General features: G+C 52.1%; 28 protein-coding genes. 17 read left to right on the top strand and 11 right to left on the bottom strand.

Features of this window, described 5'->3' with window-relative positions; genetic code table 11:
• Positions 1-150 precede the first annotated feature (150 nt).
• The 5 genes from DYU11_RS05185 to DYU11_RS05205 all read left to right on the top strand — a co-directional run bounded on the left by DYU11_RS05185 (position 151) and on the right by DYU11_RS05205 (position 4,907).
• On the top strand, positions 151-390 hold the full coding sequence (locus tag DYU11_RS05185) for an acyl carrier protein (protein ID WP_009284998.1): 240 nt from the start codon (positions 151-153) through the stop codon (positions 388-390).
• A 57-nt stretch (positions 391-447) separates the two neighbouring features.
• Positions 448-1,701, top strand: coding sequence for a beta-ketoacyl-ACP synthase II (fabF, locus tag DYU11_RS05190; protein WP_119666537.1), 1,254 nt, complete (start codon positions 448-450; stop codon positions 1,699-1,701).
• Positions 1,702-1,704: 3 nt separating this feature from the next.
• Positions 1,705-2,469 (top strand): ribonuclease III, encoded by a 765-nt coding sequence (gene rnc, locus DYU11_RS05195; RefSeq protein WP_199736666.1) that lies wholly within the window; start codon positions 1,705-1,707, stop codon positions 2,467-2,469.
• Positions 2,470-2,729: 260 nt separating this feature from the next.
• Complete coding sequence (locus tag DYU11_RS05200; RefSeq protein ID WP_119666539.1) at positions 2,730-3,176, top strand: Hsp20/alpha crystallin family protein; 447 nt, start codon at positions 2,730-2,732, stop codon at positions 3,174-3,176.
• A gap of 204 nt (positions 3,177-3,380) precedes the next feature.
• The gene (locus tag DYU11_RS05205) at positions 3,381-4,907 is read left to right on the top strand and encodes a Do family serine endopeptidase (protein ID WP_119666540.1); all 1,527 of its coding nucleotides are present in this window, start codon (positions 3,381-3,383) and stop codon (positions 4,905-4,907) included.
• A gap of 106 nt (positions 4,908-5,013) precedes the next feature.
• Here DYU11_RS05205 and gmd read toward each other — a convergent pair whose 3' ends face one another.
• Positions 5,014-6,126: a GDP-mannose 4,6-dehydratase gene (gmd, locus tag DYU11_RS05210; RefSeq protein WP_119666541.1), complete on the bottom strand. Its 1,113-nt coding sequence runs from the start codon at positions 6,124-6,126 to the stop codon at positions 5,014-5,016.
• 88 nt (positions 6,127-6,214) lie between these two features.
• The gene (locus DYU11_RS33440; protein ID WP_199736667.1) at positions 6,215-6,787 is read right to left on the bottom strand and encodes an SPOR domain-containing protein; all 573 of its coding nucleotides are present in this window, start codon (positions 6,785-6,787) and stop codon (positions 6,215-6,217) included.
• Between the two features lie 111 nt (positions 6,788-6,898).
• Here DYU11_RS33440 and murB point away from each other — a divergent pair, with 111 nt between their 5' ends.
• Positions 6,899-7,924 (top strand): UDP-N-acetylmuramate dehydrogenase, encoded by a 1,026-nt coding sequence (gene murB / locus DYU11_RS05220; RefSeq protein ID WP_119666542.1) that lies wholly within the window; start codon positions 6,899-6,901, stop codon positions 7,922-7,924.
• Positions 7,925-7,997: 73 nt separating this feature from the next.
• Here murB and DYU11_RS05225 read toward each other — a convergent pair whose 3' ends face one another.
• Both DYU11_RS05225 and DYU11_RS05230 read right to left on the bottom strand, forming a co-directional pair.
• Entirely contained in the window at positions 7,998-8,912 is a 915-nt protein-coding gene (locus DYU11_RS05225) for an ROK family protein (protein WP_119666543.1), read from the bottom strand.
• A gap of 128 nt (positions 8,913-9,040) precedes the next feature.
• Positions 9,041-9,715 carry an SDR family oxidoreductase gene (locus tag DYU11_RS05230; RefSeq protein WP_119666718.1) on the bottom strand — a complete coding sequence of 225 codons (675 nt, stop codon included), beginning with the start codon at positions 9,713-9,715 and terminating at the stop codon, positions 9,041-9,043.
• A 153-nt stretch (positions 9,716-9,868) separates the two neighbouring features.
• Between DYU11_RS05230 and DYU11_RS05235 the strand changes: the two genes are divergently transcribed.
• Positions 9,869-10,597: an MlaE family ABC transporter permease gene (locus DYU11_RS05235; protein WP_119666544.1), complete on the top strand. Its 729-nt coding sequence runs from the start codon at positions 9,869-9,871 to the stop codon at positions 10,595-10,597.
• Positions 10,598-10,606: 9 nt separating this feature from the next.
• Positions 10,607-11,353, top strand: coding sequence for an ABC transporter ATP-binding protein (locus DYU11_RS05240; RefSeq protein ID WP_119666545.1), 747 nt, complete (start codon positions 10,607-10,609; stop codon positions 11,351-11,353).
• A 4-nt stretch (positions 11,354-11,357) separates the two neighbouring features.
• Here DYU11_RS05240 and DYU11_RS05245 read toward each other — a convergent pair whose 3' ends face one another.
• On the bottom strand, positions 11,358-12,902 hold the full coding sequence (locus DYU11_RS05245) for a polysaccharide biosynthesis C-terminal domain-containing protein (protein WP_119666719.1): 1,545 nt from the start codon (positions 12,900-12,902) through the stop codon (positions 11,358-11,360).
• Positions 12,903-13,061: 159 nt separating this feature from the next.
• Here DYU11_RS05245 and purH point away from each other — a divergent pair, with 159 nt between their 5' ends.
• From purH to DYU11_RS05265, 4 genes are read left to right on the top strand one after another with little or no spacing between them, the layout of a single operon-like run.
• Entirely contained in the window at positions 13,062-14,621 is a 1,560-nt protein-coding gene (gene purH / locus DYU11_RS05250) for a bifunctional phosphoribosylaminoimidazolecarboxamide formyltransferase/IMP cyclohydrolase (protein WP_119666546.1), read from the top strand.
• A 49-nt stretch (positions 14,622-14,670) separates the two neighbouring features.
• Positions 14,671-15,405: a lysophospholipid acyltransferase family protein gene (locus tag DYU11_RS05255; RefSeq protein WP_119666547.1), complete on the top strand. Its 735-nt coding sequence runs from the start codon at positions 14,671-14,673 to the stop codon at positions 15,403-15,405.
• A 6-nt stretch (positions 15,406-15,411) separates the two neighbouring features.
• On the top strand, positions 15,412-15,699 hold the full coding sequence (gene gatC / locus DYU11_RS05260) for an Asp-tRNA(Asn)/Glu-tRNA(Gln) amidotransferase subunit GatC (protein WP_119666548.1): 288 nt from the start codon (positions 15,412-15,414) through the stop codon (positions 15,697-15,699).
• A gap of 47 nt (positions 15,700-15,746) precedes the next feature.
• On the top strand, positions 15,747-16,274 hold the full coding sequence (locus tag DYU11_RS05265) for a GtrA family protein (RefSeq protein ID WP_119666549.1): 528 nt from the start codon (positions 15,747-15,749) through the stop codon (positions 16,272-16,274).
• Between the two features lie 44 nt (positions 16,275-16,318).
• Here DYU11_RS05265 and DYU11_RS05270 read toward each other — a convergent pair whose 3' ends face one another.
• From DYU11_RS05270 to ruvX, 3 genes are all read right to left on the bottom strand, one after another.
• Positions 16,319-17,125, bottom strand: a complete 807-nt coding sequence (locus tag DYU11_RS05270) for an amidohydrolase (RefSeq protein ID WP_119666550.1) — start codon at positions 17,123-17,125, stop codon at positions 16,319-16,321.
• Between the two features lie 69 nt (positions 17,126-17,194).
• On the bottom strand, positions 17,195-17,767 hold the full coding sequence (gene def, locus DYU11_RS05275) for a peptide deformylase (RefSeq protein ID WP_119666551.1): 573 nt from the start codon (positions 17,765-17,767) through the stop codon (positions 17,195-17,197).
• Positions 17,768-17,835: 68 nt separating this feature from the next.
• On the bottom strand, positions 17,836-18,249 hold the full coding sequence (gene ruvX / locus DYU11_RS05280; RefSeq protein ID WP_119666552.1) for a Holliday junction resolvase RuvX: 414 nt from the start codon (positions 18,247-18,249) through the stop codon (positions 17,836-17,838).
• A gap of 179 nt (positions 18,250-18,428) precedes the next feature.
• Here ruvX and DYU11_RS05285 point away from each other — a divergent pair, with 179 nt between their 5' ends.
• Entirely contained in the window at positions 18,429-18,938 is a 510-nt protein-coding gene (locus tag DYU11_RS05285) for an NUDIX domain-containing protein (RefSeq protein ID WP_119666553.1), read from the top strand.
• Between the two features lie 58 nt (positions 18,939-18,996).
• Here DYU11_RS05285 and DYU11_RS05290 read toward each other — a convergent pair whose 3' ends face one another.
• The 3 genes from DYU11_RS05290 to DYU11_RS05300 form a co-directional block, all read right to left on the bottom strand.
• Positions 18,997-20,001 (bottom strand): family 43 glycosylhydrolase, encoded by a 1,005-nt coding sequence (locus DYU11_RS05290; RefSeq protein ID WP_229365699.1) that lies wholly within the window; start codon positions 19,999-20,001, stop codon positions 18,997-18,999.
• An 87-nt stretch (positions 20,002-20,088) separates the two neighbouring features.
• Positions 20,089-21,483 (bottom strand): sulfatase-like hydrolase/transferase, encoded by a 1,395-nt coding sequence (locus DYU11_RS05295; protein WP_119666554.1) that lies wholly within the window; start codon positions 21,481-21,483, stop codon positions 20,089-20,091.
• 102 nt (positions 21,484-21,585) lie between these two features.
• Complete coding sequence (locus DYU11_RS05300; protein WP_119666555.1) at positions 21,586-22,206, bottom strand: CGNR zinc finger domain-containing protein; 621 nt, start codon at positions 22,204-22,206, stop codon at positions 21,586-21,588.
• 101 nt (positions 22,207-22,307) lie between these two features.
• Here DYU11_RS05300 and DYU11_RS05305 point away from each other — a divergent pair, with 101 nt between their 5' ends.
• The 4 genes from DYU11_RS05305 to DYU11_RS05320 all read left to right on the top strand — a co-directional run bounded on the left by DYU11_RS05305 (position 22,308) and on the right by DYU11_RS05320 (position 25,578).
• Positions 22,308-23,228 carry an EamA family transporter gene (locus tag DYU11_RS05305; RefSeq protein ID WP_119666556.1) on the top strand — a complete coding sequence of 307 codons (921 nt, stop codon included), beginning with the start codon at positions 22,308-22,310 and terminating at the stop codon, positions 23,226-23,228.
• A 108-nt stretch (positions 23,229-23,336) separates the two neighbouring features.
• A complete protein-coding gene (locus DYU11_RS05310) occupies positions 23,337-23,744 on the top strand; it encodes a ketosteroid isomerase-related protein (protein WP_119666557.1) in 408 nt (135 codons plus the stop codon).
• A 4-nt stretch (positions 23,745-23,748) separates the two neighbouring features.
• Positions 23,749-24,360 (top strand): GNAT family N-acetyltransferase, encoded by a 612-nt coding sequence (locus tag DYU11_RS05315; protein ID WP_119666558.1) that lies wholly within the window; start codon positions 23,749-23,751, stop codon positions 24,358-24,360.
• A 75-nt stretch (positions 24,361-24,435) separates the two neighbouring features.
• Positions 24,436-25,578, top strand: a complete 1,143-nt coding sequence (locus DYU11_RS05320; protein WP_119666559.1) for a Gfo/Idh/MocA family protein — start codon at positions 24,436-24,438, stop codon at positions 25,576-25,578.
• Positions 25,579-25,700 lie beyond the last annotated feature (122 nt).

Here is a 25,700-nt window from a genome sequence, read left to right on the forward strand (position 1 = left end):
CCTTCAAACCACTTATAAAAAACTGATTATCTGTAAGTTATTTACAAAAAACGCAATAAAAGTAACGAAAGTGCTCTCAAAAAATTGTTTGACAATGCAATGGGAAATCCGTTTCTTTGCGCAGTTTTTTAACTACAAAGGGCTACTAAAATGTCAGAAATTGCACAAAAGGTCAAAAACATCATTGTTGAGAAACTGGGTGTAGAAGAGTCAGAGGTTACTCCGGAGGCCAGCTTCACGAACGACCTGGGCGCCGACTCACTAGACACCGTTGAACTCATCATGGAGTTTGAAAAAGAGTTTAACATTTCTATTCCGGACGATCAGGCCGAAAACATTGGTACGGTAGGTCAGGCAATTACCTATCTGGAAGAAAACGCCGGCAAATAACAGCAACGCCTTAGCGTTTACCGCTTCCCTTCTTTTATTACCCCGCAGTTCATCTGTATGACATTCAAACGAGTAGTAGTGACAGGCCTCGGTGCCCTGACACCGATCGGTAATAACGTATCTACCTATTGGACCAACTTAGCCGCCGGTGTGAGTGGTGCCGGTCCTATCACGAAGTTCGATGCCTCAAAATTCCGTACACAGTTTGCCTGTGAGGTTAAGGGCTTGGATGTCAATGAATTCATTCCCCGTCAGGAAGCCCGCAAGATGGACCCCTTCGCGCAGTACGCCGTTGTCGTAGCCGACGAAGCCATCAAAGATTCCGGGTTGAACCTCGAATCAATCGACCTGGACCGGGCCGGAGTCATCTGGGGGTCAGGTATCGGGGGTCTCAAAACATTTGAAGACGAGGTTAAAAATTACGCCCGTGGCGATGGTACCCCCCGCATCAATCCATTCTTTATTCCGAAGATGATTGCTGACAGCGCATCGGGAATACTCTCGATTCGCTATGGTTTCCGAGGGGTCAACTACGTGACGGTATCCGCCTGCGCGTCGGCAACCAACGCAATGGTCGATGCGTTTAACTACATCCGTCTTGGTCGCCTGAAACTCGCTATTACGGGCGGGTCGGAAGCCGCCGTAACAGAAGCTGGTATTGGCGGCTTTAACGCCCTCCGGGCGCTTTCTGAACGGAACGACTCGCCCGAAACAGCCTCCCGTCCATTTGACAAGGACCGCGATGGCTTTGTGCTTGGCGAAGGAGCCGGCGCTATTATTCTTGAAGAATACGAGCATGCCAAAGCCCGTGGTGCTAAAATTTACGCCGAACTCATTGGTGGCGGCATGTCGTCCGATGCTTACCACATCACAGCCCCTCATCCGGAGGGAGCCGGTGCTATCAGCGTAATGAAAGATGCGCTGGATGATGCTGGAATCTCCCCTGAATCGGTAGACTACATCAATGTACACGGAACTTCGACCCCGCTGGGTGATGTTAGTGAAGCGATGGCCATTGAGAAGGTTTTCGGCGACCATGCTTACAAGTTGAACATCAGCTCAACTAAATCGATGACTGGTCACTTGCTGGGTGCTGCGGGGGCCGTTGAGGCCATTGCCTGCCTCATGGCGATGCAGCACGATACTGTTCCGCCGACAATTAATCATTTTACGGACGACGAGGAATTTAATCCGCAATTAAATTTTACCTTTAATACGGCTCAGCAACGACCGGTCAATGTGGCTTTAAGCAACACGTTCGGTTTTGGTGGGCACAATGTTTCGGTAATATTCAGGAAACTGGACGCATAAGTCGTGCAACTCGCTTTGCCTCGCAATGTATTAAGTCCTATTTTGAGTTTGTTCCGCCCCGGCGACGCCGATCCGCGGAAGAATCTCAGGCGTTCTATTGGCCATATAATTGGAGCTCGCCCATTGAACGTAGGCTTGTATCAGTTAGCCCTTCGCCATACGTCTGCATCTAAAGCAACAGCCATTGAAGGGTTTCGTGAATCGAACGAACGGCTGGAGTATTTAGGTGATGCAGTGCTGGGGATGGTGATTGCCGAGTACCTTTTCAAGCGATATCCTTACAAAGACGAAGGCTTCCTGACCGAAATCCGCTCCCGGATTGTCAACCGCGAAACGCTGAACGGCATTTCACGCAAAATTGGTCTTGACCGGCTCATTGAGTTCGACGGTAGCCGGACCCGTAGTCTGCCAGCCCGTACGTCTATGTACGGCGATGCTCTGGAAGCATTGGTAGGCGCCGTTTATCTGGACAAAGGGTTTCCGTTTACCCGGCGTTTTATTTTAAAGAAGCTTCTCTCCCATTACGATATTGATCTGGTAGTCCAGAACAATGCAAACTTCAAAAGCCGGCTCATCGAATGGGCTCAGCGGGAGGGCAAGGAGATTCGGTTCGAAATCATTTCCGAAAAAGGGAATAGCCATTATCGCGAATTCATTGCGCAGGTGATTGTCAATGAAGAGCCCTTCGCGACCGGCAGCGGCTACAGTAAAAAGAAAGCCGAGCAATCGGCGGCCGAAAAAGCCCTTGAGCTACTGCAGTCCACCTAATTTTCTCCTACTACTTTTATAGACTTTTTCTTTACCATACCCAAACAATTGTAGGGCTTACTTTCTTGTATTAATACGTAGCTGGCTAGTACGTTAATGCCTTTTCTACTGTTTAGGTAGGCCAATTTGTCAGCTGCAACGCCTTTTTAGACGTAATTTACTGACAAATTGTTCACAAAACCGGTCATTAACTCTATGGTACAAGGTTTGTACTAGACAGATAGCACTCAGATACTAGTAATCTTAAACCAAAAACGAGTATGAATTCGTTAATGCGTTCGAACAACAGTTTTCCATCTTTGATCGAGAATTTTTTTGGTCGTGACATGAACGACTTCTTTGGTGCTGGCATGCCTTCTATGAACAGCGTACCAGCTGTTAACGTAGTTGAGCACAATGACGGATTTCGCATTGAGGTGGCTGCTCCGGGTCTAAAGAAAGAAGACTTCAAGCTTCACTTAAACCACAACAACCTGACGATCTCGTCCTATCAGGAAACTCAGAAAGAAGACAAGGGGAACGAAAACGAAAAATATACGCGTCGGGAATTCAGCTATTCCTCTTTTCAGCGTACATTCATGTTACCCAATTCAGTGGATGCCGACTCGATTCAGGCAACTTATACAGATGGCGTGTTGAAGATTGAAATACCTAAGCGGGAAGAAGCCAAAGTAAAACCGCCCCGTCAGATTGAGATTGGCGGTTAACCCCTTTGCAATGTGACTAAAAGTGGCCCGCGGGACCATTTCCCGCGGGTTTTTTACTTTTTTTGCAAGACTTAACAAAGCCCTGTTAAAATTTGTTAAGCACCATACAATACCGAATTTTTCAGCAGTGTCTTTCCGTTATATTAGTGAACACAATTTACCCGTCTAACACACAAGACAGCAATCAGATTATCCCATTTGAACATGAAAAGCAACTGGAAAATTTTAGCGTTGATTGCCCTCCTTTCGAGCGCGGTAACGTTAGCCGCTTACAATATTTTAGGATTTAATAAGCGGGACGTAATTTTTAACGAATCGGCTCCGGCTCCAACCATTACGGGTCGGCTGGCAGCTTTAACTGGCAATGACGGCGCAGGTGCCCCGGGCGATTTCTCGTATGCGGCCGAGTCGGTAACGCCTACCGTTGTACACATCCGGACTACCATTACCCGGACCGTACGCCAACAGCAGGTCCCTGATATCTTCCGGGATTTCTTTGGTGATGAGTTTGGTGGTGGTGGCAGCGGCCGTCCGCGCCGTCAGCAAGGCCAAGCGTCTGGCTCAGGAGTGATCATCAGCAAAGATGGTTACATTGTTACCAACAACCACGTAGTACAGGATGCTGACGAGGTAGAGGTAATTTTAACCGACAAGCGCAGCCTGAAAGCTAAAGTTATTGGTACTGATCCACTGACTGACCTGGCCGTTGTTAAGATCGAAGCCAACAACCTGCCGGCCATTACCCTCGGCGACTCCGACGCCCTGAAGCTGGGAGAATGGGTTCTGGCAGTAGGTTACCCTCTCGATCTTGAATCGACCGTAACTGCTGGTATCGTGAGCGCAAAAGGTCGTGGTATTGGTATTCTGAACCAGAATGTTGACCGTAACAATCCGAAAGCCGATACACCGATTGAGGCCTTCATTCAAACGGATGCTGCTATCAACCCGGGTAACTCAGGTGGTGCGCTCGTCAATCTGCGGGGCGAACTGGTAGGTATCAACTCTGCTATTGCTTCGGCAACGGGCTACTACAGTGGCTATGGATTTGCCGTGCCGGTGTCGTTGGTGAAGAAAGTAACTGCCGACATTCTCAAATATGGCAACGTACAGCGTGGCTACCTCGGTATCATCCCGATTGAGCTGAACAGCACCGTTGCCAAAGAGAAGAACGCTAAAGTTGGCCGTGGTATCTACGTCGATGATATTGTTGATAACGGTGCTGCTAAAGCGGCCGGTCTGCAAAAAGGCGACGTAATTGTGAAAATGGAAGGTCAGCCTATTGACTCTGATGCGCAAATGCGTGAGATCATCGGTCGCCGTCGTCCGGGTGATGCCATTACTGTAACGGTGAACCGTGGCGGTAGCGAACGCGATTTCAAAATTGAATTGCGCAACCGTAATGGTGGCCGCGATGTGATCAAGAAGTCGGACGTAACAACAGCGAATACGTCGCTGAAAACCCTGGGCGCTGACTTCGAAGATATCAGCACAGCCGATGCCAAACAACTCGGTATCAGCGGTGGTGTTCGGGTGAAGAAAGTATACGATGGTAAACTGGCCGAAACCGACATCGAAGAAGGCTTTATTATTGTAAAAGCCAACGGTAAGAACATCAAGTCAACAAAAGAGTTGCAAACGATCATGAACGATGTGAAAGAAGGCGAAGGTCTCCTGCTCATCGGCATGTATCCGAATAGTTCACGGATGTATTACTACGCTGTTCCTGTATAAGGGGTTGTAGTAGTGATAGAAGTAAACAAGAAGGGCCGGATCAATGATCCGGCCCTTCTTGTTTACTTCTATCACGGAGCGGTTTGTGCAACCGGTGATGCAGGCTTTATTCAAAGTAGTTTAATACCTGATGGCCACTCTGCGCCAGGAATTGATCGCGACGGAACAGATCAATATCGGCCGTCATCATGTCTTTCACCAGTGCCTGCAGATCATACTTAGGCTTCCAGCCGAGTTTGGTCATAGCCTTGGTTGGGTCGCCCAACAGCAAATCAACTTCAGTCGGGCGGAAATACCGCTCATCAATACAAACAACTTCCTTACCTACCGGTACCGGGAAATCAGGGTTTGATGAACTAACAACGAAACCGGTTTCCTTTACACCTTCGCCTTTGAATTCCAGCTCAACGCCCACCTCGGCAAATGACATACGAACAAAATCGCGGATGCGGGTTGTAGTGCCGGTCGCAATCACGAAATCTTCGGCCTGCTCCTGCTGCAGAATCAGCCACATGGCTTCTACGTAATCTTTAGCATGACCCCAGTCGCGTTGTGCATCAAGATTGCCGAGGTATATTTTATCCTGGAGGCCTAATGCAATCCGGGCTACTGCGCGGGTAATCTTGCGGGTAACGAACGTTTCGCCACGTAGCGGTGACTCGTGGTTGAAAAGAATGCCGTTGCAGGCATACATGTTGTACGCTTCGCGATAGTTAACCGTAATCCAGTACCCATATAACTTGGCAACCGCATACGGTGAGCGTGGGTAGAACGGAGTCGTTTCCGACTGAGCGTGACCCTGAACCCCACCGTATAATTCAGACGTTGACGCCTGATAAATCCGGGTTTTTTCCGTCATGCCCAGCAGCCGAACAGCTTCCAGAATGCGGAGCGTACCGATCCCGTCAACCTGCGCCGTATATTCCGGTTCATCGAAGCTCACACGAACGTGCGACATGGCTCCGAGGTTATAAATTTCGTCAGGCTGTACTTCCTGGATAATACGAATGATATTGGTTGAATCTGAGAGGTCTCCGTAGTGAAGTTTGAAGCGCACATTTTTTTCGTGCGGGTCTTCATACATGTGGTCGATCCGCTGCGTGTTAAACAACGAACTCCGGCGCTTAATGCCATGAACTTCGTATCCTTTTTCTAAAAGAAGTTCCGCCAAGTAGGCACCGTCCTGGCCGGTAATACCGGTAATCAACGCTTTCTTCATATTGCTTATAATTGGAAAAGGCTGAGCATAAATCGCTTAAAGCTTATCAAAGCTACAGCATAGTTGACAAAAATTGTTACTAATTTCATTATTTTATTAATAGGCTTCTTCGGATTTCTACCTTGTCGGACTGTAGTTGAGCCGAAGGAATCAGTTGCCGAATTGATGAGTAGTACCGTTCGGCATCCAGACGACGCATAAAATCACCTACTTTAAGTCGGTAGGTTGGCTGGTTATAAGTTAGGTATGCACTAAGTTCGGGAAAATTCTGGTAAATCAACAATTTTGCCGATTCAGCCTGCTGCCGCTGATTTCCCACGTACACCTGGATACGAAAACCGGGCGCATACCGTACCGACCGGTTGGTAGCCGCAATCGTATCGAGGACTAAATCCAGCTGGCGGTTTACATGCATTGCTTCCACTGGCTTCGACGGCCGACGGGTTTCAGGGCGCGTAGTTGGGTTTGCCGGTGAAGGTGCTGCCGGGCGGGCTGTCGGCGCAGACGTAGCGGGTGCGTAGGATGGCCTGGTGACTGCCAGATCATCATTGTAGGCGTTATAATCCGACGATACAGTACGGTTGGTAGCCGGGCGACGCGATGCACAGCCGGCTATCAAAAGACTTACAACGAAACAAATCCAACCGTCGGTAAAGCGCATAACCAAAAAATCAACAGGCAAAATTAGGTAATTATCCAGACGGAAACACGACCGTAGGGTAACACCCCATGCTGGAATTTGGTTAATTTTACGCTTCCATTTTGCGATAACATGCTGAACATACAAAGCCACGTGTCGCTCAAGCCGTACAATACATTTGGGATTGAGGCTAACGCGCGGTACTGGGTTGAAATTAATGCGGAAGACGATTTACAGACGCTGCTCCAATTAACCGACTACACCGGTTTTCCGAAATTGATCCTGGGCGGAGGCAGTAATCTGCTGCTCACACGTAGCTTCGACGGGCTGGTTGTCAAAATTAGTATCCAGGGTATCGACGTAATCAGAGAGGACGACCGGCACGTATACGTAAAAGCAGGAGCCGGCGTTAATTGGCACGAACTGGTTATGTATAGTGTCAATCATGGCTTCGCCGGGCTCGAAAACCTGTCGCTCATTCCGGGAACGGTTGGGGCTGCTCCCATGCAGAACATTGGTGCTTATGGCGTTGAGATTGAGCAGGTATTTGACTCCCTGACAGCGGTACATATGCCCACGGGCGAAACCCGGACATTCACCCACGCCGACTGTGGTTTCGGCTACCGCGAAAGCGTTTTCAAGCGGGAGTGCAAAGGGCAATACATCATTACCAGCGTTACGTTTCGGCTCGATAAGCAGCCGACGTTTCATACGAGCTACGGAGCCATCCAGGAGACTCTGTCCGACATGGGTGTTGACGAAAACAGTTTGTCTATCAAGGCAGTCAGCGACGCCGTCATCAAAATCCGACGGAGTAAACTACCTGACCCGGCTGAGATCGGAAATGCCGGCAGTTTCTTTAAGAACCCGGAGATTCCGAAAACACAATTTGAAAACCTGAAAGAACAGTATCCGGCTATGCCCGGCTATCCGATTGGCGACACGACCGTAAAACTTCCGGCGGGATGGCTGATTGAGCAGGCCGGCTGGAAAGGCTATCGGGAAGGCGATGCCGGTGTTCATGCCAGACAGGCGCTGGTGCTGGTCAATTACGGAAACGCTACGGGTGACCAGATACTGAGCCTTGCCCACCGGGTGCAGGCATCTGTCGCCGAGAAATTTGGCGTTTCGATAACCCCGGAAGTGAATGTGATTTAGAGGAGGAAAGGAGAAAGGGAAGAAAGGAGAAAAGGAAAACTTGCTATCTCTTTTCTCCTCTCCTCCCTTCTGTTTAATCAAAGCAAAGCGACGCGGCTCCCAGCAGCCCGGCATCGTTCCCGAGCGTTGCGCGTTTAATGAGCAGGCCGTTTTTATAATACGGATTGAGCCAGTAATCCAGCGTTTTGTTTACGGCCGGCAAAATGTAGTCATACGAAGCCGATAGCCCTCCGCCGATCAGTACCTGCTTGATGTCCAGAATTTTAATCAGCGCGGCCAGGCCTTCGCCCAGCATCTCGCCGACCTCATTCCAGATTTGAAGCGCCAGTTCGTCGCCTTCAGCCGCTGCGGCTACCAGGCCGGTGGTCGACATACTGTCGTCGCTGGGAAGCTGTGTTTCGCCCGTGTATTCGGCACGCCGTTCGGTAGCCAGTTCGAGCAGTTCTTTTTTCCCGATGTTTCGCTCAAGCACCCGGCCATTTCTAGACGGAATGTGTCCTGGCTCCATGGCATTGCCATCCCCCCCGGTAAAAATCTTTTTGTTGATGATCGCGGCTCCGCCAACCCCCGTCCCGAGCGTAATGAAGATATAGTTCTCCGTGATTTTTTCTTCCGCGAAGTAATACTCGCCGAGTGCCGCTGCGTTGGCGTCATTTTCCAGAAAGAAGTCAACGCCCGGAAAGCGTTTGGTCAGCATATCGACCATCGGTACGTTGTTGATTTCGGGGATGGCCGTGATTTCCAGCGGCACAGTACGTGCGCGATTCAACATACCCGGCAGGCCGATACCTACTTTCTTAACGCTTTTGTTTGCGTATAGCTGAAGCGCAATAGCATCGCCGAAGCGTTCAACAAAATGACCGGATTGCCGCCAGCTTATGGTGTCGTGGCTATAGAAGTTTGAAATTTTACCAGTGTCGGCTTCAACGATACCCATTTTGACGTTCGTACCGCCAACGTCGATGCCCAGATACTCAACAGAAGACATTCTATCAGTTTAGAGTTTACAGTGATTAGTTCTCGGCTGCTTAGGATGAAGTGGCCGCAAGATACGAAAGAGAATGCAGTCGACCTTGTCGGTGAACAACTCGGCCGTTTTTTATCGGATCGCTCCTGTTAAATATCGCCCAGTTGCGGCCGTAGCAGAATCTCTTCGACAACGGCGCTTTTCGACAAGGTATACGCGGTCCAGGCACTGGCAGCAACATCGGCAGCCTGCATAAAGCGGTCGTCGGGCAGGTCAGTGCCCTCCCAACTGGCCGTCAGCGTAGCGCCGGGCAGAATAGCCGTCACTTTTACGCCATGCGGCTTAAGTTCTTCGCGAAGCACCCGGCTCATGCCCAGTAAAGCGAACTTGGAGATACAATACGAACCGCCATTGGTGTAGGGAGTAATACTGGCCGTTGAGCACATCATGAAAATGTGTCCCTGCCGCCGGGCAATCATCTCGCCCACCAGCCCGCGCGTCAGGTGATAAGCGCTCGCTACGTTGGTGTTCATCATCGCTTCGAACGTACCCTCGGCTTCGTTGTGGATCTGCCCCGGCAGAAAAATACCCGTGTTGTTGACCAGTACGTCAACAGGCCGGTTCAGCGACCGGATGTAAGCCACCAGCGCGTCGACCCCGGCGCGGGTCGACAGATCGGCGGCAAACGGTAATCGATTCGGGCCGGAGACGCCATCAACCGACCGGGCGCACACAACGGCGTCGAAACCCTCATCAACAAACTTGTCCACGATGGCCTGGCCTATGCCTTTTGTACCACCTGTCACTACGATTAATGGATTCATCCGGCAAACTTTGCCAAAGTTTTGATTTTTGCCAACGTTTACGCCCCGAACCATTCTACCTTTACCTGGGTTTTGACTGGTGCGGGTGGGTTTTTATCAGCCCAGCGGTGCCGCTTAAGACCGTACGTCGGCATTTCGGTCTGCTTCATGCTTATGTCACATATTGGCAAGTACTTCATTTTTCTGGGTACGCTTTTTACCAACCGGGAAAAAGCGGGTGTTTATTACCGACTGGTTATGGACGAATGTATATCCATTGGCATCCGGTCAATCTTTATCGTTTCCATTGTTTCGACCTTTATCGGTGCGGTAACCTGCGTACAGACGGCCTACAACCTCGTTAGCCCGCTGGTACCGTTGTATATTATTTCGGTGATTGTGCGCGACAGCACGATCCTGGAACTCGCTCCAACCATTACCAGTATAGTGCTGGCCGGTAAAGTCGGATCGAACATTGCGGGCCAGCTGGGCACAATGCGCATTACCGAGCAGATCGACGCACTGGAAGTAATCGGCATCAACTCTAGTTCGTATCTAGTGTTGCCGAAGGTGATAGCCGCCATGTTGATGTTTCCCCTGCTGGTAATTCTGGCTGGTTTTCTGTCGATCTGGGGTGGCTACATTGCAGGCACCCTGGCCGATATTATTACCCCGCAGGATTACATTTTTGGTCTGCGGTCCGGTTTTAATACGTTCAGCGTACCCTTTGCCATTATTAAATCGGTGGTGTTTGCGTTTCTGATTGCAACCATTTCGGCTTACCAGGGGTATAACGCCCGGGGTGGGGCGCTGGAAGTTGGTAATGCCTCAACAACCGCCGTGACCAATAGCTGTATTGCCGTGCTGGCGGCCGATTTTCTGCTGGCCCAGCTTTTATTGTAAGTTATTCGTATGCTGGAGATTAAGAATATATCCAAAACGTTTGGCGACCGCCAGGTGCTGTATGATATCAGCGGCTCGTTCAGACCGGGGCAAACCAGCCTGATCATTGGCGGTAGCGGCACCGGGAAAAGCGTACTGCTGAAGTGCATGATCGGCCTGGTTAAACCCGATTCTGGAGAAGTGCTTTACGACGGCCGGAATTTTCTGGCCGATAACGAGGAGGAACAGAAAGTTATCCGGCGCGAGATGGGCGTTCTGTTCCAGGGGTCAGCGCTGTTCGACTCCAAAACGGTACTGGAAAACGTTCGTTTCCCGCTCGACATGCTTACCGATATGAGCGCGGGCGAAAAAAACGAACGTGCGCAGGTTTGTCTGCAACGCGTGGGTCTGGAGGGAGCCGGCGACCGCATGCCGTCGGAAATAAGCGGGGGCATGAAGAAACGGGTTGGTATTGCCCGGGCCATCGTTCTGAACCCAAAGTACCTGTTCTGTGACGAACCGAACTCCGGTCTCGATCCGCTGACCTCCATCAAGATCGATCAGCTCATCAAAGAGATTACGGATGAATACCAGATTACAACCATCGTGATTACCCACGACATGAACTCCATGCTCGAAATCGGCGAGAAGATTATATTTCTCTACCAGGGTAAAAAACTATGGGAGGGCGACAGTGACTCCATTGTGCACTCAACCATACCGGAGCTGAACGACTTCATCTACGCCAACAAGCTGCTCCGGGAAATGGAAAAGTGATCCACTATTGCGAGCTACCGACGGGCGCCGGTTTCCGGCTACGGCGAAACCGCGCCCAGCCCTCGCGAATCGTATCCCGCTCAATCACCGCTATAACGGCTGCGCTCAGCCCAAAGAGCGCCAGGTGAAACGGCACTGCAATCCACGGATTAGGAATATCGATCTGCAACGATGCGTAGATCAGCAGACCGGCCCCGGTGATGTAGCCCAGCGCCGACCGAACATCATAGGGCACCGGGTAATGCTTCTCGCCCAGAACGTAGCAAATAACCGTCATCACGACGCTGGAGGCCAGAAACGCCACGGCACAACCCATATAACCCATTATCGGGATCAGGAACATGTTGCCCAGCAGGGTCACTACGGCGCCAATGACGGTGATCAGCGTACCGTATTTAGTTTTGTCGCTCAGCTTGAACCAGAACGCCAGGTTGAAGTAGATGCCCAGGAACAGGTTTCCCAGCAACAGCAGCGGTACAATACCGAGCCCCTGCCGGTATTTGGGTCCAATCAGTAAGCCCAGTACGTCGAGGTTCAGGCTGACACCTATCCAGATCAACACACACACGATAATGAACCATTTCGTTACGCGGGCCAATAAACCGGGTGCGTTTTTGTCTTCAGCTTTTGAGAAGAAGAACGGGTCGGCTGCGAAGCGGAACGACTGAATCGCCAGCGCCATAAAAACCGACAGTTTGTAACACTGGCCGTAAATACCAAGCGCATCTTCGTTGGTCAGGCCGGCGTAAAACCCTTCGGGCAGATAATGGCGCAGGAAGAGCCGATCCGTCAGGTTGTTCACTACGTTAGCCAGGCCGGTAAGCATAATCGGGTACGCGTACAGGTACAGGGTCCGGATTTCGGGCCAGTCAAGCTGAAACCGAAACCCGGCGAAGGCTTTCCGCAGCAGCCAGAAATAGCAGGCGTTACCCAGCAGGTTAGCCAGGAAAATATAGCCGGGACCAATCTCAGGGTCGTAGATGTACTGCACGAACGGCCGTAGCTGCGGTAGATAGTCACCTTCATACACATCCTTGCAGACGATAATGAAGAATACGTTCAGGGCCACCACAATACCGATGTTAATCATTTTGGCCTTTACAAACTGCCGGGCTTTGTTTTCGACCCGCAGCCGGGCAAACGGGATAGCCGTGATGGCATCGATGGCTACGATCAGGGCCGACCAGCGGATAAACATGGTCTGATTGGGGTAATCGAGCCAGCGGGCAATATCCGGAGCGAGCCACAGCAGCACAACCGTAGCTATCGACGTAATCACGATCACCATGCTGAGCGTATCGCTGAACACCTTCGGGGTCGTTTCGGGCCGGCGGGCCGCAAACCGGAAAAACGCCGTTTCCAGACCGAGCGTGTAGAGTACCAGCAGCAGGGCGATATAGGCGTAAAGCTCAACGTTGGAAGCAAGCTGCTTAGGCTGCCCAAACGCATAGGTCTGAACAGGAACCAGCGCATAATTCAGTAGCCGTCCGAGAATCGTACTGACCCCGTAGAGGGCAGTGTCGCTGGCTAATTTTTTGAATGCACTCATGTACCGGAATGGCTGGCTGTACGCCAGATTTAAACGTAAAGATACGTCTTTCCGACGCGGAACCACCTGTTCGTTATGGGTAATCGCTGTTATCTGTTCAATCATGGCTATCTTTGCCGCCTGATTACCACAGCTTACGCAGACTACTTTACAATTCTGATGTCTCTTACGATTTCCTCCGCGCTGATTTCTGTCTATTACAAAGATGGCCTCGAACCTCTGGTCCGGCTGCTGCATACGCATAACGTCAGGCTGTATTCAACGGGCGGCACACAAACGTTCATCGAGCAGCTAGGTATACCCGTCACGGCCGTCGAAGACCTGACAGGCTACCCGTCCATCTTTGGCGGGCGGGTCAAAACGCTGCATCCGGCCGTTATGGGCGGCATTCTGTACCGCCGGGAATTGCCCGAAGATCTGGCTCAGGCCGAGCGGCACCGGATTCCGCCGATCGATATGGTTGTGGTGGATCTGTATCCGTTCGAGGAAACCGTAAGCGCCGGTGCATCAGACGACGACATTATCGAGAAGATTGATATCGGCGGCATATCGCTTATCCGGGCAGCTGCCAAGAATCATAAAGACGTCTTGATTGTCTCCTCACGAACTCAGTATGAAAACGTCGTTTCATTGCTGACGGAGAAAAACGGCGCGACCGACCTGGCCGACCGCCGTCAATACGCCGGTGAAGCCTTTGCCGTTACGTCACACTACGACACCGCCATTCAGGCTTACTTCGCGGGCAATGACGGTCAGCAGCAAGCAGCCCCCGACGCGTCTGAGAATTACAAAACCCTGCCGCAGCAAACGCTTCGGTACGGCGAAAACCCCCATCAGCAGGCTACGTTCTATGGCGACCTGGACGCCATGTTCGATAAACTCCATGGTAAAGAACTGTCGTACAACAACCTGGTTGATGTAGACGCCTGCGTTGGTCTGATCGACGAGTTTGCGGATAACGAACCCACCTTTGCGATCATCAAGCACACGAATGCCTGCGGTATTGCCACGGCGCCAACAGCTAAGGAGTCGTATCTGAACGCGCTGGCCTGCGATCCGGTGTCAGCTTTCGGGGGCGTTATCATCACCAATACCACCGTCGATCTGGCAACGGCCGAAGAGCTGAACAAGTTGTTCATGGAGATTCTGATTGCGCCGGACTATGCTCCGGAAGCGCTGGAATTGTTGAAGTCGAAGAAAAACCGGATTCTGCTGAAGCGCAAACCGGTCGAGCTGCCCACCCGGATGATCAAAACCATTCTGAACGGCGTACTGGAGCAGGACAAAGACAACCAGACCGAAACAGCCGCGCAGTTCAAAACTGTAACGGAGAAAGCGCCTACCGACAGCGAAGTGCGTGCGCTTGAATTTGCCCTGAAGGTCTGTAAGCACACCAAATCCAACACAATTGTCCTGGCTAAAGCGGGCGGTACGGTATACCGGCAGTTGCTGGCCAGTGGTGTCGGTCAAACCTCGCGCGTGGATGCGTTGAAGCAGGCCATTGAAAAAGCCGGGGCTTTTGGCTTTGACCTACGTGGGGCCGTGATGGCATCAGATGCGTTTTTCCCGTTTCCTGATTGCGTAGAGATTGCCGATAAAGCCGGCATTACAGCCGTTGTACAACCCGGCGGCTCCATTCGCGATCAGGATTCGATTGATTACTGCAATCAGCACGGCCTGGCAATGGTAACGACCGGCGTTCGGCATTTTAAACATTAATCAGGACCGCACGGGCGTCTGACAGAGCGGCCCGTGCGGTTCAGACACTATGCGACTCCTTTATTCGGCCTGGTGCGCTTTCTACATTGTAGTGCTGTACCTGATTCTGTTTCCATTTCAGCTCGTGTTTCTGCAACGCGAAGACTGGAAACCGTTGGCACATCGGGTTAACCGGCTATGGGGAAAGCTTTTTTTTGCGGGTGTTGGTATTCCGGTTCAGGTTGAGTACCGGTTTCGGCCGGAGCCGAGGGGCATTTACGTGTTCTGCGCCAATCATTTTTCGTACCTCGACATTGCGGTGATGGGCGTCGTGCTGGATAATTATTACGCGTTCGTGGGGAAGAGTGACGTGAAGCACATTCCCTTGCTGGGCTACATGTTTGCCAAACTGCACGTACAGGTTGACCGGGAGCAGGCCAACAGCCGGGCGTATTCGCTGGCTAAATCGATTCGACTGCTGGCATCAGGACGGAGCATCATGATTTTTCCGGAGGGTGGTATCAAAACAAAGCATCCTCCGCAGATGCACCACCCGTTCAAAGACGGGGCGTTTATCATGGCGATTCAGCAGCAGGTACCTATCGTTCCGATCACCTTGCTGACGAATCACCTGATCCTGCCGGATGCGCGTACCGTTCGGATGCACCGGTACCCCATGCGGGCTGTTGTCCATACCCCTCTCGATACCACAGGGTTAACTCAGGCTGATGTTCAGCAATTGAAAGAGCAAACGTATCATATTATTGACCAGGAATTAAAAAAAGGAGCGGCCGTTGCGGCCTGAGTGTCCATGAAAGTAGATCAGGAAACATTACAGAAGATAGCTCATCTGGCCCGTCTGGAGGTCCGGGCCGAAGAAGAAGCCGACCTGCTGACCAGTCTCAACAATGTGCTGACATGGATGGAACAGCTGAATGAAGTGGACACAACGGGTGTGGAACCCTTGATTCATATTTCTGAAGAGCAGAACGTATTGCGGCCGGACGTTGTGGGCGAACACCTGTCCCGCGAGCAGGCACTTGCCAATGCACCGCAGCACGACCAACAATTTTTTCAGGTACCGAAAGTACTGGAATAGCGTTCATCAATGAACAGTCGATGCGCCAGTCGAATAAATGATTACTTATGCAGTCTACAAAAACCAACGTTTCTAGTTCAGACACGAAGACGGATACGCTCTTTAACCGCAAAGATGTTTTTGCGTACTTCATTGTCGCGGCTATTGGCGCTTCGTTGCAGCTTGTTGTTAGTACAATTTCGCAGGAATGGTTCAAGGTTTCGTATGAGCAGGCTATTCTAATTGGCTACATCGTTTCATTCTTTGTTGGCTTTGTTCTGACAAAGCTTTTTGCCTTTAACGCCAAGAATTCGGCAAAAACCCGGCGTGAAATTGCCAAATTCACGATGGTCTCGGTGGTTTCCTGCCTCATTACGGTCGTTGGCTCTTCACTGCTCTACGAGTTTTCGGTGAATCGCATCCAGGCTTTCACCTTTGTCATTCCGTTCTCAGTGAAAGTAGTGAATGTCAACAAACTTGTGTCGCACACAACCGGTATGGGCCTGAGTTTCATCAGCAACTACATCCTGCACAAAACATTTACCTTCCGAAACACCGGTTTTTACGAAAAGCTGAAGCGACTGCTGGGGCTTTAAAACTGTTTGTGATAGCGGGGAGTCTACTTCCGTCTACGGCTAACTTAACGGGTTGTGATCTCAAACGCATCGGCATCCAGATACGCCGGGAATTTGCGCCGAAAAGCCCGCAGCTCCTCCAGCGAAAGCGTCTGCTGATGGACCATCTCGACATCGGCTTGCCGGAACATTACCTCGCCCCGGTAATCGATCACGGCCGATTCGCCGGCATACGGCAGCCCGTTACCATCCTCCCCTACCCGATTGACACCAACAACGTAGCTCAGATTCTCAATGGCTCGTGCCTGTAGCAGCGTATTCCAGGCGCTTCGGCGCGCCGACGGCCAATTGGCTACGTACAGCAACAGGTCGTAATCCAACGGCGGGTCGTTTGCATCCTGAACCCCCGAATGCCCTCCGTTTCGGCTCCAGACCGGAAAACGGAGGTCGTAACAGATCAACGGACAAATACGCCAGCCGTTCCATTCCTTCACCAGACGACGGGTGCCGGCCGTGTAGATTTGATCTTCGCCTGCCATTCGGAACAGGTGCCGCTTGTCGTAGACATCGAACGTACCATCGGGTTGCATCCAGATGAGTCGGTTGTGATAGCGGCCGTCCTCCTGCACGACGTAGCTGCCCGTTACAACGGCTTTTGTCTGGGCGGCCATCTGCTTCAGCCATCGAAACGTAGTGAGATTCATTGGCTCCGCAACCGCACGAGCGTCCATGGTAAACCCTGTCGTAAACATCTCAGGGAGTATAATGAGATCCGTCGGCTCAGGCAGGCTGAAGATACGCTCCTCGAGCATCGCCCGGTTCGCAACGGGATTGTGCCAGTGGAGGTTAGCTTGAAGCAGGGTGATGTTCATGGAAGGAGAAAGGGGCGAAAACGGAGGAGGGAGGAAAGGAATCAGGCATCCTCTTCTCCCTCCTCTCCTTTATTTTGGAAACTTCATGCGGTATTCCGCATCCGTTTTCCCTTTTGTGATGTCGGACAGCTTCTTTTTAATAAGCTGCCGTTTGAGGGGTGGCAGGTAGTCGGTGAAGAGTTTGCCTTCGAGGTGATCGTATTCGTGCTGGATGATACGGGCCGCCATACCGTCGTATTCCTCTTCGTGTTCATTCCAGTCGGTGTCGAAGTAGTGAATGACCACGATCTCAGGGCGGAACACCTCGCCCCGAATACCGGGAATGCTCAGGCAACCCTCTTCAAACCCCCAGTCGTCGCCGGCTTCTTCAACGATTTCGGGGTTAATGAACACTTTCTTAAACCCTTCCAGGCTGGAATCTTTTTCGTCGTCGGGCTCGTCTTCATTCAGAACGGTACCATCGACTACGAACATTCGGATGCTCTGACCGATTTGCGGAGCCGCCAGCCCAACGCCGGAAGCCTGGTACATGGTTTCGAACATATCCTCGCTCAACTTCTTGACGTCCAGACTGCCAGGTTCTATATCTTTCGCCCGCTTCCGCAGAACCGGGTCGCCATACGCTACAATTGGAAGTATCATGTTTCTGTATTGGCTATCGGTTTCCAGTTTTCTGAGCGCTGTTGCTTGCAAAACCGAAACCGAGCACGCTATTTTTTGCTTTCCATGTATGATTGCAGGATGATGGCCGCGCTAACCTTATCGAGGTTTCCCTTATCGCGCCGATCCTTTCGGGTCGACCCATTCGCAATCATCGCCTGCATGGCCATTTTCGACGTAAACCGCTCATCATGCCAGTGGACCGGAACATCAGGGAGAGCGGTTTGCAGCCGCGTCACGAACGACCGAACCCGGGGTGTGTTGTCCGTATCGGTACCATCCAGCCGCTTTGGCAGGCCCACCACGAAGACCTCAACCGACTCGGTTGCTACGTATTTCTTCAGGTAATCCAGCAACTGGTGGGTCGGTACGGTTTCCAGCGCCGTCGCGATCAGTTGCAGCGGATCCGTCACGGCAATGCCCGTGCGTTTCTGTCCGTAGTCGATTGCCATCAATCTTGCCATTCAGACGCAAAGATACAAAACCTGCTTTGTTTCGGGTTCCATGTTTTAAAATGGAAGCCGGCAGGCAGGTAGGATCAGGTTCAGAACCTGATCCTACCTGCCTGCCGGCCGGCAAACCAAACAACTCCGTAACGGTGTTAAACGTGAACAGTGATGTTATCCTTTAACACAAATAGCCCATGCCCCAAATGAACTACTGCCCGCAGTGCGCCAGCCCGCTCGTGAGAGGGGAAGCCAGCGGCCGCGAACGGCTTATCTGCTCGAAACCCTGCGGTTATATATTTTACGACAATCCACTGCCGGTTGTGGGGGCCATTGTTGAATACGATAACGATACGGTGATTTTAACCCAGAACGTCGGCTGGCCCGCCGACTGGTTTGGCATCGTAACAGGCTTTCTGGAAAAAGACGAAGAGCCAGCGGATGCCATCCTACGCGAGATTCGGGAGGAAATTGGCCTGACGGACGCCCGGATCGTTGAGTTTCTGGGCATCTATACGTTCTACCAGCGTAACGAAGTCATTTTCACGTATCACGTTCGGGCAACAGGCCCGATTGTAATGGACGAAACCGAGTTACAGGCGGTGAAAGTGGTCCCGATTGCTCAGATCAGGCCCTGGCCGTTTGGCACCGGTCCGGCCGTGCGGGACTGGCAGGCTAAACGACTGGCAAATGGCCTTCTTCCGTAGTTCAGCCACCCACTGAACTACCCTACCCGCCTGACAACGTCCCTTTTACAGGAAATCTTTATGGCGTTTTTATGACCGGAATACCTTGTTTCCACGAAACAGGTACGCTTGATAATAACCAGGTTCGGCCTTTATCATTATTGCCCTGAAAGAATAGGTACGTATGCCCCCGCTCATTCGTGAAGATGTGCGGGTGGCCGGATTCACTGCTGTTCCAGGCCCCTGGTGCGCCATTTTTCAGGAAAGGTTCAGGCTGAATACGTTCCCAATGTAACCCATCCTGGCTACGGGCGATGCCGATCTGCTGCGGCCAGTTGTTGTAAGCCCCGGCGTAAAACATGATCAGTTGGCCGTCGCGCTCGGTTACCGACGCCCCTTCGATGCATTCGCCCTCCCAGGGCAGTTCGGGCTTTAAAATGGGGCCATCGACTGCCACCTGTCGCCAGTCTTCGCGGTTAAAATTGGTGGTCAATGGAGCAACCGCCACGCCTAACTGCTGAATTTTATAAGCCGGATCACGGGTGGCGAAATACAGAAAATACTGGTTCTTGAATCGGTGTACTTCGGCATCAATGGCTCTCCCACACGACCAGTTACTCACCGCAGGCCGAAAAATGGGATTTGTTGGGTTACGCTCAAAATGGAGTCCATCGGACGAAACGGCATGGCAAATCGCATCGTTGGGGCCGTTGCCGTAGGTTTGGTAAAACAGATGTACCTGACCATCGCGCACCAATGCCCCAGGTGCACAGATACCTTTAGCTTCATAATCGGCCACGGGTGGTATTTCGCCAACTTTAACCCAATCGAACAGATTACGGCTCTGGGCCACGCCAATACCCCAGCCGTGTTTAGTGCCTTGTTTGTCGGTGTATTCGGGGATGGAATAATACATCAGGTAACGATCACCAAAGCGAACTACGTGCGGGTCTTTGGCCATTGGCCGCCCCAGCCGGGAGGAATCTGCAAAATACATGCGGGGCGTATTGGGGAGCGGTACCTGACCAGGAGCAGTAAAGGTGAGTCCGAGGACGAAGAGAAGAATGACCGTTATTTTAAACATACTTCTAGAGCGAACTGGCAATGAGACAGAATAACCTGGCACCAGATTGACGGCCCGGTTTTAACTTTCGGTAGAGACAAAACCCATCTATTCCCTGGCAAGGCCCGCCCGCCATGCCAGTAGCTTGGACCGCATAGCCCCCACAAGTTTCGGTTGCTGACCGGATACATCCGTTTGTTCGGATGTATCGATAGCAAGATTATAAAGTTCGGTACCAGAGCCATCATCATTGACCAGCAGTTTCCAGTTGCCCTCCCGTATGGCCAGATTCGGGCTTTTATCGCGCCCCGCCGGGTAACGAAATGATTGGTTGTTGCGACCATATTCCCAGAAAAGGGGCTTTTTACGAACGCCAGGTTTGCCCAGCAACACCGCTGCCCTATTCTCTCCATCACCGGGCGAAGGGCTCCCTTTTTTACCCGCCAGACTCACGAACGTCGGCAAAAGGTCAACCGCGCTAAGCACCGACTGGCTATCAACCTTGCCTCCGGGAGTCTGGGCCGGATAGCGAACGATAAAGGGCATGCGAATACCGCCTTCGTAAAGCGAGAGTTTACTACCCCGGAACAGACCCGACCGGCTCCCCTGAAAAGTAGGCAAGGCGCCGTTATCACTGGTGAACACAACGAGCGTATTATCGTCGACACCCAGTGCTTTCAGGCCCGCCATCAGCCGGCCGATCTGGACGTCGAGTTCGGCCAGGACGGCCTTGAATTCGCGCGGCTTTTCGGTTCCTTTCGGAAACGCGTTGAGCGTTAGTTCGTCAGGTACCCAGGGTGTATGCACGTCGTCGGGCCAGAGGTTGATGTAGCAGGGTTTACCAGGATTGAGCTTCAGAAAATCAAGGGTCTTGTCAACAAAGTACGCGGTGCGGTTCCAGCGTTTTACACTGTCTGATTTGGCCCAGATCCAGTCGGTCGACGTAAGTAATGGATCGGGATCGGGACTTTCCCAGGTACTGGCGTATTTGTCGAAACCGTATTGCCGGATACCGGGCGCATTGTCAACGTCGCGCCCACCCCCCATGTGCCACTTCCCGAAATGCGCTGTGGCGTAACCAGCCGTTTTAAGTTCACGCGCTACTGATGGCGCTGAAGTATCCAGAAAATCGGCTTGCTCGCAGGTACGGTTGTGTTTTCGATCGGCCAGAAAGGATGTAATTCGCCATTTGCTGGGTACGTTGCCCGTTGTGAGGCCCACCCGCGATGGCGAGCAGATGGGAGCCGCACTGTAGTAGTTGGTAAATTTGATGCCTTCGGCCGCCAGTTGGTCAATGTTGGGCGTTGGTGGCAGCTGATTGGCAACACTACTGGGTCGGTAGCACCCCACATCGGCTGACCCCATATCGTCGATCAGAATCAAGATGATGTTGGGCAACCGGTTCGGTTGCTTTGGTTTAGCATCAAACGTCGGCTGAATAGCACCAATGCTACTCAACAACAGTACTACAGCTAATGCCCGAAGGGCCAGTCGGATATGCATAGTCAGCTCAGGTCAGACCGATAATGAGCAAAGTAAGTAATTGTCTCTTATACTCATCAGGCCGATCGGTTTGCTGCATAAGGGCGTAGTTTCCGCTGAGCTTTACGGGCTGGCCTGTTTCTTTCGCTGGTAGTAGCGCCGGGCTTTCTCGTTGGTGCCGCAGGTTTGCATGTCACACCATTTCCGACGGTGATTCTTGGTTTCATCCAGGAAGTACCAGGCGCAGGCCCCGCATTGTTTAATCAGCTTTTGGTCTTTAGTAGTCAGTAACTCGTAGGCAGACAAGCTATAGATCCAAACCGCCAGCATGAGCTCTGACTTGGGACGCTCCCAACCGACTACTAGTTTGTCGGCCTGCCAAGAAAACCCCCGTTTGCCCAGGGCCTCGTTGACATCTCCGTTAAAGGCTCTCAAGGCGGAAGCCGTTACGTCTTCCGAATTTCCTTTTACCAACGCTGAAAATACGGTAAGCATTGACTGCCTTACCTGGCGAGCCTTACCCAACACGCGCTCTGCCTGCCCGGTATTGTCTTCGGCCAATCGCTCCAGGGCGGCAAGGGTATCATCGTCCAGCAGGGATAACCGGCGGGTAAGAACCAGTAGGTCGTTATACGTATGCAGTCGCTCTACGGGGACGTCAAAGTTCAGAGCTGTGTTCACAAAATCAAGACACGCAGCTCCGCCCGTCAAGTCCATTTCAGTAATTGTAGTGACTTTTGCCATCGCTTAAACCCTGCTAATTTTATAACTAGTAAAACAACTTTTGACAGTTATAGTTTTACCTTTGAATTCATACCTGTTAAATTTGTTTTAAAGGTTATAAAATGAATACAACAACCGCTTCTCGCCTTTGGCTGGTGCTGGCTTTTGCAGCTGTTTATTTCGTTTGGGGAACAACCTATCTGGCTAACCTATTCGCTCTGAAAGCTATCCCGCCATTCATTATCTCGGCGCTTCGTTACGTTATAGCTGGCCTACTGCTGGGTGTACTTGCTTATAGCCGAAGTCAATCTTTTCCGAAAGCGCAGGAAGTTCGGGACTTGACCATCAGTGGAATACTAATGCTTGTTGGTGGCTCGGGTCTGGTGGTTGTCGCCGAGCAGTACATTTCATCTGGCTCGGCGGCCGTAATTGTAGCTACTGAACCGCTTTGGTTTGTTTTGTTGGACTACCCACGCTGGAAGCTGTATTTCTCTAATAAAAAAATCGTTGCCGGGCTACTGATTGGCTTTTCGGGTATCGTCTTATTCGCCCAGTTTACGCCTGTTCCTAAGGGCATTCAAACAGCCAATACGTTACTAGGTACGGCGCTTGTGCTGGCAGCTGCGATTCTTTGGGTAATCGGTACGTTGTTTACCGCACGAAGAATTCAACCGGGCCGTTATACCTTTTGGCATACAACCATTCAACTACTGGCTGCCGGGGCTTTTGCCGGGTTAATTGCGCTGATCAATGGCGAGTGGCAACGATTTGAACCGCAGTCAGTCCCGTTGATGGCCTGGGGTGGTCTGGCTTTTTTGATTGTATTTGGTTCGCTTATTGCCTACCTGGCGTTTGCCTGGCTGGTCACCGTTCAGCCGCCGGCCATCGTCAGTACGCATACATACGTCAACCCGGTAGTTGCTGTGCTGATTGGCTGGCTGGCCGTTGGCGAACCGATAACGGGCTTGCAAATTGTGGCGTTGGTTATTGTCTTAGCGGGTGTGGTACTGACCCAGTTAAGCCAGGTGCGTGCGGAGGGATAAGCCGCTGCGTCGGTATGAATCAACCCGTAATTATTAATAGCGTAGTATAAGCTAACGGCGCTTTTTAACTTCTCCTATCTTTGCCGCACATTACTCACAACTCAGTTCATGACTGCTCAGGAAACCGTTACTGCTTATTACAACGCCTTCAATCAGAAAGACTGGGCAGCGATGCTCCGTCTTGTCCACCCAAACGTTCGCCACGACAGCAACCAGGGTGCTACCCGAACCGGCAAAGACCGCTTCAGCCAGTTCCTGAAACACATGGACGACTGCTACGACGAGACGTTGACCGAGATCGTCGTCATGACCGAGCCAACCGGTACGCGGGTCGCCTGTGAATTTGTCGTAAACGGGGAGTACAAGAAAACGGATGGCGATCTGCCGCCGGCTACGGGCCAGACCTACGTACTGCCGGCTGGTTCGTTTCTGGACGTGTCGGAAGGCTTGATTACGCGCATCACGACGTATTATAACCTGCCGCTTTGGGAGTCGCTGGTACTCGGTAAACAGTAATACGTTGTCGGCCGTACCACCTTCTTCCTTAACGTTCGCCAGGTTTACCGGCGCTGGTTTTCGGGCCGTATTCGATACGTTGGCGGCCTTACGGATCGCCGTATTTCGCGACTTCCCCTATCTCTACGAAGGCACCATCGACTACGAAAAGGACTACCTGGAAACCTACGCCCGGGCCGAGCGGTCGTTTCTGTTCGCGGTGTACGACGGCGATCGGATGGTTGGAGCCACAACGGCCATTCCGCTGCGTGACGAAACTTCGGACGTACAGCAGCCTTTCGTTCAGGCCGGTTATGAGCTCAATACGGTCTTTTACTTTGGCGAGAGTATCCTGCTGCCTCCCTACCGCGGCCTGGGACTTGGCCACCGATTCTTTGATGAACGCGAAGCCCATGCCCGCCAGTTTGGTCAATACACCCTGACCTGCTTCTGCGCCGTGCAACGCCCCGACGATCACCCGCTACGTCCGGCAGACTACCAGCCGCTCGATGCGTTCTGGCACAAGCGCGGCTATCAGCGCGAACCCGGCCTGCAAAGTGTGTTCAGCTGGCCCGACCTCAACGAGCGGGTTTCCACACCGAAACCCATGGTATACTGGATGCGCAGGCTCGATTAATAAGCGCCCCCCGGGATTCGGGCTAACATAAGCGGCTATCAGGCAGTTGTTCTACTGAATAGAACCTGCAACGCTATGGACAAAAACGCTGGCACCGACCTGGAACTTGGCATCGGTATCATTGGTATGGGCGGCTTCGGCCTCTTTGCCGCTCAACAGTTTCTTCAAACCCCAAACACGCGACTCGTAGCCATTGCCGGCTCAAAACGGGAGGAAGCCCTGCGTACGGCCCAGCGCTTCGGCGCCGACCAGCTGGATTCCATCGAGGAACTGGTGAACCACCCCGACGTAGATGTCGTCTACATTGCCACGCCCCCGTTTCTACACTATGAACAGGCGATGCTGGCCCTGAACGCCGGCAAACACGTCATCTGCGAAAAACCGCTGGCCCTCGATCCCGAGCAGGGCCGCGAGATGCTCGAAACTGCCCGGCAGAAAGGGCTGCTGATGGTCACTAACCTGATGCAGCGCTATAACCCCATGTTTGCCCGCATCAAGCACCTGATCGAGAAAAAGCTGCTGGGGGAGTTCCTGCACGGCTACTTCGAAAACTACGCGGGCGACGAAGGACTGATGCCCGACCACTGGTTCTGGGACCGCAGCAAAAGTGGCGGGATTTTCATTGAGCACGGTGTTCACTTCTTCGACATGTTTGCAGGGTGGCTCGGCGATGGGCAGGTGGTAGCGGCTCAGGTGGTGAAACGGCCGGGAAGCAACGCCATAGAAGATCAGGTGCAGGCCACAGTTCAGTACGGCAGTGAGGAAGAGGGGATCAAACTCGTCAATTTTTATCACGGCTTCACGCAGACCGGCCGGATGGATCGGCAGGAGATGCGGCTGGTATTTGAGCGGGGTGACGTAACGCTCTTCGAATGGGTACCGACCCGGATGATCATGCGCTGTGTGGCCGACGAAGCCACCACCAAAGCGCTGATGGATCTGTTCCCGGGCGCTCAACTGAACGTAACGGAAAACATCGGCGGCAAAGACCGGGTGATGCGCGGGCGGCACAAAGAATTTGAGGCCTACCAGCGTATTGAGATGCGGTTTGGCTTCGGCGAGGAGAAACAGCACCTCTACGGCGAACTGCTGCGGCTCATGTTCCGCGATCAGGCCAGCGCCATTCATTACCCTGAAACGCACCGGATTATTACGGAAGAAAACGGGCTAAACTCACTCGAAACCGCAACCGCGGCCGATCGGCTGGCGCGTCAATAGAACGGGGCAGGTAGTTTGCCAACTTTATATAATAAAAATTTTTAAAAACTTTAGTTGGTATCGTACAATCTCCGACGCTGGCTATAGCAAACTACCTGTTTTTTTTCTGACCTTTGCGCTGT

The sequence above is a fragment of the Fibrisoma montanum genome, assembly GCF_003583365.1.
In the GTDB taxonomy this organism is placed as follows: Bacteria; Bacteroidota; Bacteroidia; order Cytophagales; family Spirosomataceae; genus Fibrisoma; species Fibrisoma montanum.

Excerpts from the sequence above, each read along its gene's own strand:
- DYU11_RS05185 (WP_009284998.1), top strand. The coding sequence starts at position 151 with ATGTCAGAAATTGCACAAAAGGTCAAAAACATCATTGTTGAGAAACTG.
- fabF (WP_119666537.1), top strand. The coding sequence starts at position 448 with ATGACATTCAAACGAGTAGTAGTGACAGGCCTCGGTGCCCTGACACCG.
- DYU11_RS05200 (WP_119666539.1), top strand. The coding sequence starts at position 2,730 with ATGAATTCGTTAATGCGTTCGAACAACAGTTTTCCATCTTTGATCGAG.
- DYU11_RS05205 (WP_119666540.1), top strand. The coding sequence starts at position 3,381 with ATGAAAAGCAACTGGAAAATTTTAGCGTTGATTGCCCTCCTTTCGAGC.
- gmd (WP_119666541.1), bottom strand. The coding sequence starts at position 6,126 with ATGAAGAAAGCGTTGATTACCGGTATTACCGGCCAGGACGGTGCCTAC.
- DYU11_RS33440 (WP_199736667.1), bottom strand. The coding sequence starts at position 6,787 with ATGCGCTTTACCGACGGTTGGATTTGTTTCGTTGTAAGTCTTTTGATA.
- murB (WP_119666542.1), top strand. The coding sequence starts at position 6,899 with ATGCTGAACATACAAAGCCACGTGTCGCTCAAGCCGTACAATACATTT.
- DYU11_RS05225 (WP_119666543.1), bottom strand. The coding sequence starts at position 8,912 with ATGTCTTCTGTTGAGTATCTGGGCATCGACGTTGGCGGTACGAACGTC.
- DYU11_RS05230 (WP_119666718.1), bottom strand. The coding sequence starts at position 9,715 with ATGAATCCATTAATCGTAGTGACAGGTGGTACAAAAGGCATAGGCCAG.
- DYU11_RS05235 (WP_119666544.1), top strand. The coding sequence starts at position 9,869 with ATGTCACATATTGGCAAGTACTTCATTTTTCTGGGTACGCTTTTTACC.
- DYU11_RS05240 (WP_119666545.1), top strand. The coding sequence starts at position 10,607 with ATGCTGGAGATTAAGAATATATCCAAAACGTTTGGCGACCGCCAGGTG.
- DYU11_RS05245 (WP_119666719.1), bottom strand. The coding sequence starts at position 12,902 with ATGAGTGCATTCAAAAAATTAGCCAGCGACACTGCCCTCTACGGGGTC.
- purH (WP_119666546.1), top strand. The coding sequence starts at position 13,062 with ATGTCTCTTACGATTTCCTCCGCGCTGATTTCTGTCTATTACAAAGAT.
- DYU11_RS05255 (WP_119666547.1), top strand. The coding sequence starts at position 14,671 with ATGCGACTCCTTTATTCGGCCTGGTGCGCTTTCTACATTGTAGTGCTG.
- gatC (WP_119666548.1), top strand. The coding sequence starts at position 15,412 with ATGAAAGTAGATCAGGAAACATTACAGAAGATAGCTCATCTGGCCCGT.
- DYU11_RS05265 (WP_119666549.1), top strand. The coding sequence starts at position 15,747 with ATGCAGTCTACAAAAACCAACGTTTCTAGTTCAGACACGAAGACGGAT.
- DYU11_RS05270 (WP_119666550.1), bottom strand. The coding sequence starts at position 17,125 with ATGAACATCACCCTGCTTCAAGCTAACCTCCACTGGCACAATCCCGTT.
- def (WP_119666551.1), bottom strand. The coding sequence starts at position 17,767 with ATGATACTTCCAATTGTAGCGTATGGCGACCCGGTTCTGCGGAAGCGG.
- ruvX (WP_119666552.1), bottom strand. The coding sequence starts at position 18,249 with ATGGCAAGATTGATGGCAATCGACTACGGACAGAAACGCACGGGCATT.
- DYU11_RS05285 (WP_119666553.1), top strand. The coding sequence starts at position 18,429 with ATGCCCCAAATGAACTACTGCCCGCAGTGCGCCAGCCCGCTCGTGAGA.
- DYU11_RS05290 (WP_229365699.1), bottom strand. The coding sequence starts at position 20,001 with ATGTTTAAAATAACGGTCATTCTTCTCTTCGTCCTCGGACTCACCTTT.
- DYU11_RS05295 (WP_119666554.1), bottom strand. The coding sequence starts at position 21,483 with ATGCATATCCGACTGGCCCTTCGGGCATTAGCTGTAGTACTGTTGTTG.
- DYU11_RS05300 (WP_119666555.1), bottom strand. The coding sequence starts at position 22,206 with ATGGCAAAAGTCACTACAATTACTGAAATGGACTTGACGGGCGGAGCT.
- DYU11_RS05305 (WP_119666556.1), top strand. The coding sequence starts at position 22,308 with ATGAATACAACAACCGCTTCTCGCCTTTGGCTGGTGCTGGCTTTTGCA.
- DYU11_RS05310 (WP_119666557.1), top strand. The coding sequence starts at position 23,337 with ATGACTGCTCAGGAAACCGTTACTGCTTATTACAACGCCTTCAATCAG.
- DYU11_RS05320 (WP_119666559.1), top strand. The coding sequence starts at position 24,436 with ATGGACAAAAACGCTGGCACCGACCTGGAACTTGGCATCGGTATCATT.